Source organism: Pontibacter populi, assembly GCF_040278685.1.
GTDB lineage: Bacteria > Bacteroidota > Bacteroidia > Cytophagales > Hymenobacteraceae > Pontibacter > Pontibacter populi.
The window spans coordinates 169,832-183,098 of the sequence record NZ_JBEOKT010000004.1; the positions used below are offsets into that span (position 1 = coordinate 169,832).

Consider the following 13,267-nt stretch of genomic DNA (forward strand, 5'->3'; position numbering starts at 1 on the left):
TCGAGATTTATCGTGGTCGTATTTCCGTAGGGACAGGTCGCGACCTGTCCGCTCGTGGTCTGCAACTATAGAACTATAAAACCAACTATTGCAATGGCAGAAAGTCCCCCTTTGAAGGGGGAGAAGGGGGATGTTAAACTGGACCAGATCTCTCACGCTGTTCGGGATGACAAAGTGAAAAGCAGAAAGTTCCCCGCCTTAGACTTTCGAGAAGAGATTTCGAAGGTAGCGAGCGTAGCTCTGAGGGGTTAGGGGTGGTTGGATATTATTGACTATAAAACTATAGCCAAAGCTACTGCCATGCCTGTCCCTTCCGGGCCAGTTGAGTCGGGAGACTCAACACCATCAAAAGTCACGAGACTCGCGCCAGCTATTACCAGCTAATAATAGATCCTGTAAATCCTTCAATCCTATAAATCCTGGACCAGACACCACACTTTACATCCACTTCACTTTCTCACTCAACGGTGTAGTCCTTTTTCCTTCATGAGCAGAATTCTCAGCGTAACCCAAGTACAGGATTCCTAATACCTGGTCTTCTTCACGGAGCGTTAGCAATTCTTTCATAGCAGGGTGGTAAGCCATACCGCCGGAGCCCCAGTAACTGGCGATACCTAAGGCGGTAGCACCGAGCAACAGGTTTTGGATGGCACAGGATGTAGCGGCAATTTCTTCCAAGGCTGGAATCTTGGGTAAGTTGCCACGGCGCATGTAAGCAACTATAATATGCGAAGCTTTGTCGCCCATGTGCAGCAACTTCTCGTACTTTTCGGGCTGGTACTTTTCTTCTGGAGTTTCCTGCTGGTATAGTTCGGCGTGCTGCTGGCAGAACAGTGGGATTTTATCGCCGGCATAAACTATAAAACGCCACGGCTCGGTGTGGCCGTGTGTCGGTGCCCAGTCGGCAAGTTTCAGCAGTTGTTTTATTTGCTCATCCGGAATTTTTTGTCCGTTTAGTTTGGGTGGCTTGGTAGTGCGGCGGGTGCGGATAACCTGACTTATAGTTGAAAATAGATCGTTCATACTTTAAAAATAAAGAACAGTGTAAAAGGTTTTAAAAGTGTGTAAAATGCAAATGGCTGAACCGCTAAACTATAGTTTCAGCAATTCAGCCATTCAACAAGGTGCAATTAAGCCTACTTCAGCTTCAGATCAACCAGGATCTGCTCAATTTTTGCATTCAGTTTCTGCTCTACTGCATCGTAATCATTTTTAGAAGCCAGTGGCTCATTTACGCTGATGTAGAACTTGATCTTAGGTTCGGTACCTGACGGGCGCGCTGATATCTTGCTGCCATCCTCAGTCATGTATTGGAGCACGTTAGAGCTTTCTAAACCAAGCTGACTGATTTCGCCTGTAACCAGGTTTCTGCGGGCACTCAGTTTAAAGTCGCTGATCTCTACAACTGGGGAGCCGGCTATAGTTTGCGGCGGGTTAGCGCGCATGTCGGCCATCATCTGCTGAATCTCTTCGGCGCCGCGCTGTCCTTTTTTGGTGAACGATACCAGTTCTTCTTTATAGAAATTATACCTGGTATACATCTCTACCATCATCTCGAACAAGCTTTGGCCGTTATCTTTTGCCACCGCAGCCATTTCTGCTATCAGGGCGCAGGCCGAGATGCCGTCTTTGTCGCGTACAAAATCACCGATCATGTAGCCATAGCTTTCTTCACCGCCACCAATGTATACTTCCTTGCCTTCCAGTTCACGTATCTTTTCAGCGATGTACTTAAAGCCGGTCAGGGTTTCGTAATGGTTTACGCCGTAGCTTTTGGCAATGTCGATGATCAGATCGGTGGTAACTATCGTTTTAACGATAAACTCTTTGCCCGTCAGTTTGCCGGCTTTCTGCCAGGCCTGCAGCAGGTAGTTTATCAGCAGCGCGCCGGTCTGGTTACCGTTCAGCAACACAAACTCGCCTTTGTCATTTTTAACAGCTATACCCACGCGGTCAGAGTCCGGGTCGGTGGCCATTACAATGTCGGCGTCAATTTCACGGGCTTTGTTCAGGGCCAGGGTCATGGCTTCTTTTTCTTCCGGGTTCGGGTAAATTACAGTCGGGAAGTTGCCGTTTGGCTCAGCCTGTTCTTCCACTATAGTTACATTGGTAAATCCGAAGCGTTTCAGAACCTCCGGAACCAGCGTAATGCCCGTGCCGTGAATAGATGAGTACACAATTTTCAGGTCGTGCTGGCGCTTAATTGCCTCATGTGAAACCGACAAGCCCAGCACTTTCATGATGTAAGCTTCATCCATTTCCGGGCCCAGCAGGTGAATGTTGTTAGGCTTTGCCTCGAACTTAACTTCGTCGATGCTGGTGATCTTGTTTACTTCGGCAATAATGTTCTTGTCGTGGGGGGCTGTTACCTGTGCACCGTCGTTCCAGTACACTTTGTAGCCGTTGTACTCTTTCGGGTTATGCGATGCCGTAACTACCACGCCGCTCTGGCAACCTAAATGGCGGATAGCGAACGACAACTGCGGCGTAGGACGAAGCGCCTGGAAAAGGTATACTTCAATATCATTGGCAGAGAAAATATCAGCTGAAATGCGGGCAAACACATCAGAGTTATTGCGGCAGTCGTGGGCAATGGCCACTTTCACGCGCTCCCCCGGGAAGTTCTGCTTCAGGTAATTGCAAAGGCCCTGTGTGGCCATACCCAGCGTATAACGGTTCATGCGGTTGCTGCCTGCACCCATAATGCCGCGCAGTCCGCCGGTGCCAAATTCCAGGTCTTTATAAAAAGCATCTGATAGCGATTCGTGCTCGTTGCGCTCCAGTAATCCGTTTATTTCCGTTTTGGTGGCTTCGTCATAGTTTCCGCTAAGCCAGGCGTTTATTTTTTGTTGTATAGCTGGTTCGATCATAGTCTTACAGTATGGTATTGTAAAGTAATTTATAGTTTATAAGTATAATTCCCCTCTTGAGAGGGGTAGGGGTGTGTTAAAATTCAGACACGCATAGTCTGGGTCTCCGCCCCAGTTGGATTACAAATCCGACATTATAGTTAGACACGGGTTACAAACCCGCGCCAGCAAAAAAACACGCCACGAACTTCAAACACAAAAAATCACACCAGCCTTTGCGTGCCTGATGCACATCTGAAAGAACTGGTGTGATCTTATAGGTATGGCTAAAGTTTCATGCCCGAATATTCACGGGTTTCTATACTTTTATTCAGGCTTAAAGGTTACCGCGCAGCGCCTGCTCACGCTCGATGGCTTCGAACAGCGCTTTGAAGTTACCTTTACCGAATGATTTGGCTCCTTTGCGCTGGATGATCTCATAAAACACCGTTGGTCTGTCTTCAACTGGTTTTGTGAATATCTGCAGTAGATACCCTTCGTCGTCACGGTCAACCAGAATATTTAGCTTACGCAGGTCAGCCATGTCTTCATCAATATGGCCGATGCGCTCTATCAGGTCCTCGTAATAGGTTTCCGGCACGCGAAGAAACTCAACTCCCCGGCGTCGCAGCTCAGCTACAGTATGCAGAATGTCGTTGGTAGCTACGGCAATATGCTGCACACCTGGTCCGCGGTAAAACTCGAGGTACTCATCAATCTGCGACTTTTTCTTGCCTTCCGCCGGTTCGTTTATCGGGAATTTAATGTAGCCGTTACCATTCGATACTACTTTAGACATAAGGGCAGTATACTCGGTGCTGATGTCTTCGTCATCGAAGGTAAGCAGCAGTTTAAAGCCCATCACATCTTCGTAGAACTTCACCCACTCGTTCATGCGGCCCAACTCCACGTTGCCAACGCAGTGGTCTACATACTTCAGTCCTACGGGTTCTACCTGCAGCTCTGAGGTGCGCTCCACATAACCCGGCATAAACACCCCGTTATAGTTTTTGCGCTCTACAAAGGTGTGTATCGTATCGCCATAGGTATGGATAGAGGCTACTTTTACTTCGCCAAACTCATCGGTTATTGTTTTAGGCTCCATGGCTGGTTTGGCACCACGAGCTACCGTTCCTCTGAAAGATTCTTCGGCATCATCTACCCAAAGGGCAAGTACTTTTACGCCATCGCCGTGCAGGTGCACATGCTGGGCAATTTCAGAGTCCGGGTTAATGGCAGTCGTTAATACTAAACGTACTTTTTCCTGCTGAATAACGTATGAAGCACGGTCGCGGACACCTGTTTCGGGACCGGCATAAGCTACCAGCTTAAAACCGAAAGCGGTCTGGTAAAAATGAGCTGCCTGCTTGGCATTACCTACATAAAACTCAATATGGTCGGTACCATTTAACGGCAGAATATCTTTAGCTATAGTTTCGGATGTTAATGTGTTGGTAGTCATAGTTTGTAGTTTTAATAAGTAATAACGTAAAAATACAGCTTTTATAGTTTTAACAAAACCAGAAAGGCTGCCGTGCAAATTATCATCTATAAAGTTTGCAATTACTATATCATGTTTTCAACTTTGTAAAAATGAAATAAAGCTATGAACGCAGATACGCTGAACAAAGACCTGATTGCCATCTTAGAAAAGAAAAGTGAGCTGAACAAGCTTGACTATAACGACGCACGCTACGACGATATGGAAGAGGCGCTGCACGATATGGAAGATGACTTTAACGAAACGTACGGCGATTACCTGGAAGATGTGCTGGAAGATGTGCACGGGAAGATAAAGTCGGATGCCGACATACTGTTGCCAACGGCTTACATTGCCAGCTCCCTGGATGGGAAAGAACTGGAAGAAGGCGAAGAGAGCGAAGGTGTTTGGGTAGAATCGGATAAGTTTCCGGGGGTGGAGATGCGTTTGGTGCTGGTAGCTAACCCACCACGCGTACTGCTGATACTCTCTGACCAGGAGCGCGTACTCTGGACTGCTGAATAGAACTATAAACTATAGATTTTATAGTTGCCGCACTTGCCAAGGCTTTATGCTAAGGTGGGTGCGGCAATTTTTTTATAGTTGGTTGGTGGTGGATATTTGGTATATTGTATTTAGTTAATATCTAAAGGCTTATAGTTAAGTAACTAAGGTCTGTTAAGAAACTAATGTAAGGCAAACTATGAAGTCAAGCTTTAAACTGATTATTACACTTCTGACTTTTTCGCTATTTCTTTCATGCGATAATCAAAGCGCTGCACTCAAAGAAAAGGTAAATGATCTCGAACTTGCTACCACCGATGACCTGTTGGCAAAAGGAACATTTAGCTATAAGCTCGATGAAATAAAAATTTATGATGCTACAGGCAAAGAAATAAATGCAAATGAGTTTTCCAGTATAGTTCAAAGCCAGATGTATAAACAGGATTTTTACCTTGATGAAAAAGGGAATGTAGGTGCAATAGTAATGGTTCCTTTAAATGAAAAAGAACGTAACTGGAATGCGAAAAAGGATGAAGGAAAAGAGCTTGCCGGAACTATAAGCCCGGATTTTGAAGTAACAGATACTGACGGGAAGAAATATGATCTTGCAAGCTTAAAAGGGAAGGTAGTTGTAATTAATGCCTGGTTTATAGAATGTAAACCTTGTATAAAAGAAATACCTGAGCTTAATAAACTAGTTAAGGATTTCGAAAATGATGAAGTGGTTTTCTTAGGTTTTGCAAAAAATAATAAAAGTGAACTGCATAAGTTTTTAACCAAACGCAACTTTGCCTATAACCAAGTAGTGGCTGATTCTGATTTATTATCAAAGTTTAGTGTGAATGTTTACCCTACCAATATCATACTGGATAAAAACGCTAAGATCACATTTTACGAGACTGCTCTCCAGGAGAATATTTATCATATAATGAAGGCTCACATTACTAAATCGCTGGATAAATAATTTATGAATTCTGGCATTATGAAAAACACACTTGGTCTTTTGCTTACAGTGTTGCTCTTAGGTTGTCAAACCGATTCTACGCTTGCGCCATCAAAATTTAAAACCATTATGATCAAGTCTGTTGGTGAAGTGGAAACGCTTCCTGACGTTGCAACTTTCCAGATCAATCTAAATTGCCTGCAAAAGTCTGTAAAAGTTTCAAAACAGTGCCTTGTTGATAAATCCAACGAACTAAACAGTAAGCTTCTTTCCTTCGGCATTAAGCAAGACGACATCCTGACTACTTCTGTAAATATGAATAAGAGCTATACCTGGAGAAATAACTCACAGGTATTTGAAGGCTACAACAGCTCAATTACTATATACATTACACTCCGGGATATAAACAAACTGGACCAAATCTACACAGAGCTGTTAGAGAACAGAAATCTTGAGTTGAGTAGTTTAGCTTACACGCATTCCAAACTCGACAGTTTAAAAAATGAAGCCTATGTTGATGCTTTAAAAAAAGCGAATACCCTGACTGATAAACTTTTAACCGAATTGCCAGCATCTGAAAAGGAGATTCTGAAAATAGGCAATGTCGAGATTTCAGCTTCTATGCCCGAATCTAAAGAACAGCTGGAGCAGGACGGATATGCAGTAGCCGAAGTAGCAGCCCAAAACAGATCTATTGCCATAAGCAAAGGCACTGTACTTATAAAGGCTACTTTATTTGTAGAATATCAGATAAAGTAAAACAGGAAATGCAGCCAACTATAAGAGTATAGATTTTAGTATTTACCAACTTTGCTTCAGTGATGGCTGGAGATAGTTAAATAAGATTTTACCGTCCATTTGCAGTGCCAGCGTTGTTGGTATTACTATTAACTTAATGAGTTAGAAAAAAATAAAAAAGTATTTGAATGACATTACAAATAAAAACACTGGCTCTTTTTTTGGTTGTTTTGATGCCTACTTATTGCTTAGGTCAAAGCTTGATATTAGTGCGAGATACCGTTAATAATTTTGAAATTGGAGTGCCTGAAGGTTGGCAGTATGGCGTACCTCAAAATAAAAGCGTTGACTTTATAGCAATCAGACAGAAAGTAGACGTCTTAGATGTCCCAAGAGAGAACTATAATATTTTTCTGCTTGATAAAGATGTAAAAGATTTAAACGAATCTTATAAACTGTTTTTAGAAAGTTTGAGTGTTAATGGAGCTTCTTTTAAAGTTATAGAGGATGGCGACATAACTTTAAATAATAGGAATTATAAATGGCTGATTGAAACGCATAAAAATAAACATAGCGGTGAGAGTATGCACAATTATGTTCTGTTCACTAATAATGAAGGCAGGATATTGATTTTAACGTTTGCCACTATATCTGACAATTTTGAAAACTATAAATCCTTGTTTACTAAAATAGCAGCAAGTTTAAAATACTAAACAACCATTTACCCTTTCCAACTATACCCTTGAAACAACTTTTACTTTTAGCCTTAACCTTTCTTATATCCTTCACCACATTTGCCCAGATCAATCTGGAAGATTCTACGATGCAGGTGATAGGCTATTGGGACAAGAATGAAACCCAAACCTACATCATCACTAACGAGAAATACCGGATATCTGGCACAGACACTACGCAACGCGAATTTGTGACCTACGAAGTTGATGTAACTATAAAAGACTCCACAGCTAACTCCTATACGATAGAATGGCTTTATCGCAACATCGATCCGGGTACTGATAACCCATTTGCGCGAAAGTTAGCTGGCATTTCAGATAACATGAAAGTCATCATCAAAACAGATGAGATGGGTTCATTTCAGGAAGTTGTAAACTGGAAAGAAATACGCGACGAGATAAAAAAAGCGACTGCACTGCTTCGCAAAGAGTTTAAGCATATACCACAGATAGACGAAGTGACAGCTAAAGTAGAAAGCATGTTCTCTACAAAAGAAGCAATACAAGCGCAGGCCATAAAAGATGTTCAGCAATTTTATACCTACCACGGTGCTAAATATACCTTAGGCGAAGAAGTAACTGGAAATCTGCCCATCACCAACTTGCTGGGCGGCAAACCCTTTAATTCTGAAGTTACTATTCTGTTGGATGAGATAAACTCAGAAGATGATAATGCCATACTCAGGATGTGGCAAACACTAGACTCTAAAGAACTAACGGATGCGACCTATGCTTACCTAAAGCAGAAAGCGGATAAAACCGGTACAGCTTTCCCTTCTCGTGACAAATTTCCGGTGCTGCAAAACGAAACAAGAACATCAGCCCGTATTCACGGTTCAGGGTGGGTAATTTTCAGCAGAGAGACCAAAGAAGTAACTACAGAAGGAGCTTTAGCTTTCGAAGAACGAATTATTGAGATCAAATAAGTGTTAGGAGAGTATGCTGTTGATTCAGTGTATCTTATCCGTAATAATCCGTATATTGTTTTCAGGTTTGGTATACGTTAAACTATAAGCAGATAAAATACGAACTAACTTATTCCGCACAACAAAAGAAATTAATATGAAGATAACATCGCAGATAGCAGTGGCAGCTTTATTTTTTGGATTGATGAGTTGCTCTGATTCCGCTAAAACGGAAAATACTACCGCTTCGTCGCCAGCAGCCCCAGCTACAACAGCTCCTGCTACAAGTGCTCCAAACCAGGCAGCAACACCAGCTACTACAGTAGGTTTAAATCCGCCCCACGGCGAGCCAAACCACCGCTGCGATATCGAAGTAGGTGCTCCGCTGGATTCGCCACCAAAACCAAACCTGAGTGCGCCATCTCCGGTACCTGCGTTCACGCCATCAACAAGCACACAAACCGTAGCGCCGGGCACTAACCCTCCTCACGGTCAGCCGGGCCACGATTGCGGTATACCTGTAGGTGCACCTCTAACCCAGAAATAAGCTTGCCGGCAACTATAAGCCAGCAACAAACTATAAAAGCAAAACGGGCAGCTGAGATCTTCAGCTGCCCGTTTTTTTATGAATTAAACTATAGTTTAGTAACCTAACTTCTGGCGAACCCGCTGCAATACCGGCGCTGCAATGGCCTTAGCTTTATCAGCACCTTCCTTTAGCTTCTTGTCGAGTTCGGGCAGGTTATTCATGTAGTAGTTAAACAGTTCGCGCTCTTTGCTATACTTACTGATAATGGTTTCGTAAAGCGCCTGCTTGGCATGGCCATAACCGTAACCACCAGCCAGGTAATTCTGCCGCATAGTTTCTACTTCTTCAGGCGTTGCCAGTAAACGGTATAAAGCAAAAGTTGTATCGTCTTCCGGGTTCTTTGGCTCTTCCAGTGGCGTGCTGTCTGTTACAATGCTCATCACAGTTTTTCGCAACGGTTTATCGGCCTCAAAAATGTCGATGATGTTGCCATACGACTTACTCATTTTCTCACCGTTTACGCCTGGTATCGTCATAATGGCATCATCTGTCTTAGCTTCCGGTAATACAAAGGTTTCGCCGTAAATATGGTTGAATGAGCTGGCAATGTCGCGGGTAATTTCCAGATGCTGTATCTGGTCTTTCCCTACAGGTACAAAGTTGGCATCGTACATCAAAATATCAGCAGCCATCAGCACCGGGTAAGTAAACAAACCTGCATTTACATCAGCTAGCCCACGTCGGCTCGATTTATCTTTAAACGAGTGCGCATTGGCCAGCATCGGGAACGGAGCAAAGCAGTTCAGGTACCAGGCAAGTTCTGTAACAAAAGGGACATCGGACTGGCGGTAGAGTACATGTCTGTCGGTATCTAAGCCCATGGCCAGCCATGCAGCAGCTACAGAATAAGTGTTGTGTTTTAAAACTTCTGCATCGCGGATAGTGGTAAGCGAGTGCAGGTCGGCTATAAAGTATAAGGCTTCCTGGTCTGATGTTTTGGAGAACTCAATAGCAGGGCAAATAGCGCCCAGCAAATTGCCAAGGTGTGGTCGGCCGGTGCTTTGTATGCCGGTAAGGTATCGTGCCATAACAGAGAATTGCGTTAAAGTTGCAAATTAATCTAAATAGCCGAAAATGCCCATTAAAATTGCAGGTCGCAACTATAGTTTAACTCATAAAACTATAGTTGTAAACTATAGTTAGGCTGTTACCAATTGTGGTGTCTTCCTCTTTTTCCCGCGAAGCGAGTTTATATTTGACAGTACTATAGCTGCAAGAATAAGCAACACGCCAAACCACTGTACCGCAATTACCTGCTCCTGTAATACAATGCTGGACATCAAAACAGCAACCGGAAGCTCAGCAGAGCTCAGAATAGCACTTAAGCCCAGGCCAATGCGTGGAATGCCATACGAAAAGAAAAGCGGAGGCAGCACTGTGCCAAAAACAGCCAGTATAATTCCCCACTTAAACAGGCCGTTTAGTAATGCACCATTTACCAGGAAAACCGGGGGGAAGATAGAAAAGACAAGAATACAGGCACCCGTTAACAGCAAGGCACTTTTGGTTGAAGGGTGTAATGCATTACCTGCAGCGCCATTTACCATTAAAAAGAATGTATAGCTAAGGGCAGCCAGCAAGCCAAACCCGATGCCTGATAAACTTATATCCTGGAAAGAGCCTGAGAAAAGATTGCCGGCAAAGCAAGTGCCTAAAAGTACCAGAAACACTGTGCCAATTTGCAGTAAAGTAGGAAACTGGCGTTTTACGATGGAGTCAAGTAGTAAGCTCATCCAGGTAAACTGCATAAGCAGGAGAATAGCGATGGAAGCCGGTACCGTTTGCACGCATTTGTAGTAAAAGATACTAACCAAACCGGTGCTGGTGCCCATGGCAATAAGTTGGAGTGCTTCCTTAAGCGATGCACTGTTGCCTTGGCCATCAAAAAGCCGGCGCAACAGCACGATCACCCAAAGAATAATCAACCCAAAAAATACCTGAGTGCCAGTTACATCACCCAAGGTAAAGCCTTCGTTATATGCTAATTTTACGAACGTCGAAAGTATACCGAAGCTGCACGCTCCGCAAAGCACAAAAGCGATTCCTCTGAACATGGGAGGGCCTTTAAAAAAGTAAACAAAAATTTTAAATAGAGATAGGGCAGGAGTGCCCCAAAGCGGGTAAGCCGGGTACTCTTACAGGTCGTGCAGAACGTATCCTGTGATAAAAATTTGTGTATGTGCTAAGTGTGCAGTCATTATTTTAATCGGGGTGCAAACATAGGCTAAGATTTTTAAGATTCAAAAGATTTTAGACTATTATTTTTTATCCTGTGTTATAAATTACTGTTCACTTTCAATGGCAGCAGTTTCAATTAACGTCTCAGCATTTCTGTGTCCTAAATAGCCATCTATCAGGTAATGAGCCAGGTATAGGACAGGAGTTAAGAGAATAGCGATGCTGAATTTATAGATATAGTTGATAGCTGCTACAGATAAAACTAATTCCATCGACCAGTTGCCGAACAGGTAAAAAGCTACGAACAGCACAACTAAACTATCCACCAGCTGCGAAACCAACGTGGAGCCTGTAGCGCGCAGCCAGATCCTTTTACTGCCGGTATAGTTGCGCAGCCAATGAAAAACAGTAGCATCCAGTAACTGCGAAATTAGAAAAGCTATCACCGAGCCAATAATAATACCTAAGCCCTGCCGGTATATAGAGTTAAAAGCAAAATCAATGTTAAATGGGTTGCCTTGCGGGTCTTTGCTGTTGAGGTCTACCCAGAACTGTGCCGGAGGCAAACCGGTAACTATAGTTATTACCAGGAAAGCATAAAGGATCAGGATTACCGTCAGGATGCTTACTTTCTTAACACCTTGCTTGCCAAAATATTCATTTATGATATCGGTCGTTACAAACACGACGGGCCAGATAATCACACCGGCTGTCAGGTTAAAATCGAGTTTGCTACCCAGGATACCCAGTTGTGCACCAGGCAGACCAAACAGTGCCTCCCCCGAAAATATCTTGACACCAATAAGCTCGGCCAGTAAGGCGTTTGCCAGAAAAATACCACTCAGCACCATAAACAGGTTGGTTTTTTTCTTTTGCAGGGTAGTAGTAGCAGCGCTATGCATAGGTCGGGTCTGTAGTTGGTGCAGGTTGGTCAGTAAATTTAATTTTAACAGCAGCTTTAACAAACCAGCAAATTTAATGTTGCCGAATTGTGTTGGATATTAACTATAGTTTAGCCGAGGTCAGTGATTTGCTCCTGCACACTGTAAATACTTCCTTCTGTGGCCAGGTCGGTATTAGGGAACACTTCCTGTGCTTCGGTCAGCAGGGGTGTAAGGTCTTTGTAACGCACCGAAAAGTGCCCTATCAGTAATTGTTTCACTTCAGCAGCTGCAGCCATCTGGGCGGCTTGTCTGGCAGTACTATGGAACGTATGGTTTGCGCGCTCCTCCATATCACTCAGGAAAGTTGCTTCGTGGTAAAGCAGGTCGATGTGGTGCAGGTAGGGTAGCAGACCTGGTTTGTAACGGCTATCAGAACAATAAGCATAGCTACGGCTGTGCTTTGGTTCCATGGTCACGTCTTTGTTGGCCAGCAACAGGTTACCTTGCTCGTCCTTAATATCTTCACCCCACTTCAGGCGCACCAGTTGCGGTGGTGTAAGGTAGGGCGGCAGCTTTTCTTTTATAAGCGGACGCGGCTTTGGCTTCTCCCTGAAAATAAAACCACAGGTAGGTACACGGTGCTCCATAGGTATGGTATGCACGGTTAGCTGTTTGTCTTCAAATATTTTTTTGTAGCAGGTAGTATCCAGCTCATTAAAAATAAGCTTATAGTTAAGGTTGGTGCCCGAATAACGGAACTGCAGACTTAAGATCTCGGAAAGGCCGGGAGGGCCGAAAATGTGTAGAGGTTTTTGCCTGCCCTGCAAATGCATGGTTGATAACAGACCGGCAAGCCCAAAATAATGGTCGCCGTGCAGGTGGCTTATGTAGATATTGCAAATGCGCTGATGCTTTATTTTGTATTGCATCAGCTGCATTTGCGTACCTTCACCGCAGTCTATCAGGTGTAATTGGTTACCAATGGTAAGTACCTGTGCGGTATGATGTCTGTTTGCCGAAGGTGTGGCCGACGAACTACCCAATATTCTGAGTTCGAAATCCACTAGCGGCGGTAATACTTAGTCTTCCTTGTTTGTCAGGTCCTGCTCAATCTCGTGCAGAAAAACACGGTCAATTGCTTCTTCTACGGTAGGCAGAATGTTTAAAACCGACTCCAGTTTAGAGATAGAGATCAGCTTCATTACGTGGTCCTGCAGGCTTGTAAGAATAAGCAAACCGTTTGATGAGTTGCAAAGTCTGTTTGCGATCAGGATAGAGCTCAGTCCGGATGAATCAGTGTATTTTACGTTGTTCAGGTCTAGAATCAGGTTGGTGATCCCTTCAGCGTTCAGCTTCACAAACTCAGACTTAAGGTCCGGAGCTATTGAAGTATCCAGCTTCTTCTCATCTATTGTGATTATAGTATAGTTCTCTTTCTTATCAATCGTGTACTTCATAGATCT

General features: G+C 43.8%; 14 protein-coding genes. 6 read left to right on the forward strand and 8 right to left on the reverse strand.

Features of this window, described 5'->3' with window-relative positions; translation table 11 throughout:
* Positions 1-438: 438 nt before the first annotated feature.
* The 3 genes from ABS362_RS05750 to hppD all read right to left on the reverse strand — a co-directional run bounded on the left by ABS362_RS05750 (position 439) and on the right by hppD (position 4,281).
* Positions 439-1,023 (reverse strand): nitroreductase family protein, encoded by a 585-nt coding sequence (locus ABS362_RS05750; RefSeq protein ID WP_350411399.1) that lies wholly within the window; start codon positions 1,021-1,023, stop codon positions 439-441.
* A 113-nt stretch (positions 1,024-1,136) separates the two neighbouring features.
* The gene (locus ABS362_RS05755; protein WP_350411401.1) at positions 1,137-2,870 is read right to left on the reverse strand and encodes a phospho-sugar mutase; all 1,734 of its coding nucleotides are present in this window, start codon (positions 2,868-2,870) and stop codon (positions 1,137-1,139) included.
* 316 nt (positions 2,871-3,186) lie between these two features.
* The gene (gene hppD, locus ABS362_RS05760) at positions 3,187-4,281 is read right to left on the reverse strand and encodes a 4-hydroxyphenylpyruvate dioxygenase (protein WP_350411585.1); all 1,095 of its coding nucleotides are present in this window, start codon (positions 4,279-4,281) and stop codon (positions 3,187-3,189) included.
* 174 nt (positions 4,282-4,455) lie between these two features.
* On the opposite strand from hppD, the gene ABS362_RS05765 reads away from it, so the two are divergent.
* From ABS362_RS05765 to ABS362_RS05790, 6 genes are all read left to right on the forward strand, one after another.
* Complete coding sequence (locus ABS362_RS05765) at positions 4,456-4,854, forward strand: hypothetical protein (RefSeq protein WP_162427084.1); 399 nt, start codon at positions 4,456-4,458, stop codon at positions 4,852-4,854.
* A 178-nt stretch (positions 4,855-5,032) separates the two neighbouring features.
* Positions 5,033-5,797, forward strand: a complete 765-nt coding sequence (locus ABS362_RS05770) for a peroxiredoxin family protein (protein WP_350411403.1) — start codon at positions 5,033-5,035, stop codon at positions 5,795-5,797.
* An 18-nt stretch (positions 5,798-5,815) separates the two neighbouring features.
* Positions 5,816-6,535, forward strand: a complete 720-nt coding sequence (locus tag ABS362_RS05775) for an SIMPL domain-containing protein (RefSeq protein WP_350411404.1) — start codon at positions 5,816-5,818, stop codon at positions 6,533-6,535.
* A gap of 167 nt (positions 6,536-6,702) precedes the next feature.
* Entirely contained in the window at positions 6,703-7,227 is a 525-nt protein-coding gene (locus tag ABS362_RS05780) for a hypothetical protein (RefSeq protein ID WP_350411406.1), read from the forward strand.
* A gap of 29 nt (positions 7,228-7,256) precedes the next feature.
* Positions 7,257-8,174: a hypothetical protein gene (locus ABS362_RS05785; RefSeq protein WP_350411408.1), complete on the forward strand. Its 918-nt coding sequence runs from the start codon at positions 7,257-7,259 to the stop codon at positions 8,172-8,174.
* 136 nt (positions 8,175-8,310) lie between these two features.
* Positions 8,311-8,700 (forward strand): hypothetical protein, encoded by a 390-nt coding sequence (locus tag ABS362_RS05790; protein WP_350411409.1) that lies wholly within the window; start codon positions 8,311-8,313, stop codon positions 8,698-8,700.
* Positions 8,701-8,795: 95 nt separating this feature from the next.
* On the opposite strand, the gene trpS is transcribed toward ABS362_RS05790, so the two are convergent.
* From trpS to ABS362_RS05815, 5 genes are all read right to left on the reverse strand, one after another.
* A complete protein-coding gene (gene trpS / locus ABS362_RS05795) occupies positions 8,796-9,770 on the reverse strand; it encodes a tryptophan--tRNA ligase (protein ID WP_350411411.1) in 975 nt (324 codons plus the stop codon).
* Between the two features lie 111 nt (positions 9,771-9,881).
* Positions 9,882-10,796, reverse strand: coding sequence for an EamA family transporter (locus ABS362_RS05800; RefSeq protein WP_350411412.1), 915 nt, complete (start codon positions 10,794-10,796; stop codon positions 9,882-9,884).
* A gap of 228 nt (positions 10,797-11,024) precedes the next feature.
* Positions 11,025-11,822 (reverse strand): queuosine precursor transporter, encoded by a 798-nt coding sequence (locus ABS362_RS05805; RefSeq protein ID WP_350411586.1) that lies wholly within the window; start codon positions 11,820-11,822, stop codon positions 11,025-11,027.
* 110 nt (positions 11,823-11,932) lie between these two features.
* Positions 11,933-12,868, reverse strand: a complete 936-nt coding sequence (locus ABS362_RS05810) for a ribonuclease Z (protein WP_350411414.1) — start codon at positions 12,866-12,868, stop codon at positions 11,933-11,935.
* Positions 12,869-12,883: 15 nt separating this feature from the next.
* Positions 12,884-13,261, reverse strand: a complete 378-nt coding sequence (locus ABS362_RS05815; RefSeq protein ID WP_162346346.1) for an STAS domain-containing protein — start codon at positions 13,259-13,261, stop codon at positions 12,884-12,886.
* Positions 13,262-13,267 lie beyond the last annotated feature (6 nt).